This window comes from Pinisolibacter sp. DMC19 (genome assembly GCF_056313985.1).
The window spans coordinates 1-1195 of sequence record NZ_JBQUZF010000020.1 but is presented as its reverse complement, the minus strand read 5'-3'; the positions used below and the strand labels follow the sequence as shown (position 1 = coordinate 1195).

At 66.4% G+C, this 1195-nt stretch carries 1 protein-coding gene and 1 pseudogene; both read right to left on the bottom strand.

The features are described 5' to 3' along the window. Positions 1 to 885 (bottom strand): MCP four helix bundle domain-containing protein (locus tag ACT53U_RS19590; RefSeq protein ID WP_476157620.1); only part of this gene is annotated, 885 nt, incomplete at its 3' end. Between the two features lie 190 nt (positions 886 to 1075). After that, positions 1076 to 1195, bottom strand: a pseudogene (locus ACT53U_RS19585) (chemotaxis protein CheW); the annotation flags it as partial.

The window sequence follows — 1195 nt, the reverse complement described above, 5'->3', positions numbered from 1 at the left end:
GGCCTGCTCGCTGGCACCCTGCGCGATCTGCTCGGAGGCCGCGGAGAGCTGCTGCGAACCCGACGAGACGTTGTCGGTGGCGATCGAGACGTCGCCGACCACGGCGCGCAGCCGCTCCGTCATCTGGCTGACCGCGGCGATCAGGCTGGTCTCGTCACCCTTGCGGACCGTCACCTCGACGGTCAGGTCGCCGTCGGCGATCTTGCGGACCACCTGGCGGGTGTAGTCCGGTTCGCCGCCGAGCGTCTTGAGGATGTCGCGGACGATGTAGAAGGCGATGCCGAAGCCGAGCAGGACGCAGAGGCCGATGCCGCTCATCACGAACAGCTTGGCCGAAGCGTAGATGGCGGTGCCTTCGTCGGCGGCGAGGTTGCCGTTCTTGCTGTTGTAGGCGACCAGCTTGACGAGCAGGGCGGAGGCATCGTCGTAGGCCTTCATGCCGTCGCCGTTGTAGATGGCCATCGCCTTTTCGGTTTCATTGCGCGCGGCGAATTCGAAGGCCTTCTCGTGGAGGCGCAGGTAGTCTTTCCACTTGGCGCGGAAGTTGTCGTAGAGAGTGCGCTCCTCGGCACTGGCGATCATCTTCTCGTAGGTCGCCTCGAGCTTGGTGATGTCGTCGAGCAGACGGGTCTGCTCGCCCTGCCACTGCTTCATGCCCGCCTCGTCCTGGGCGATGACGTGCTGGAGCTCGGAGATCCGGAAATCGGACGTGGCCGTGTTGATGCGGTTCGAGGTGTCGACGCTCGGCATCCAGTTGGTGGCGATGTCGACGGCCTTGCCGTTCACGGAACCCATCTGCATGAGCGAGAAGGTGCCGAGCGCGGCCATGAGCGCGATCAGGAGGCCGAAGCCGATCGCCAGTTTGACCTTCAGTGACATTTTCATCGATCCAGCTCTTCGGTTTGCGGAGTGGCAGGCGCTGCACCATGCGGCAGCGCGGCGGCGGCGATGGAGATCGGGTGATCGTCGGACGGGCCCGGGACGAACGTCGCGTTCACGTCGGCGATCTTCCCGGCCGGTCGTCCGGCACGGACAGGGGTCGTGGGGGGTGGCGGGAGGTTCCCGCCCCCCTCTCTCAGGCGGCCCTCGGGGCGGGCGGCACGGCGGCGAGCGTCGCCATTTCGGTGGACGACAGCAGCCGGGCCAGGTCGATGATCACCACGAAGCCGGTCTCGCGCCGGATCACGCTGGCGAT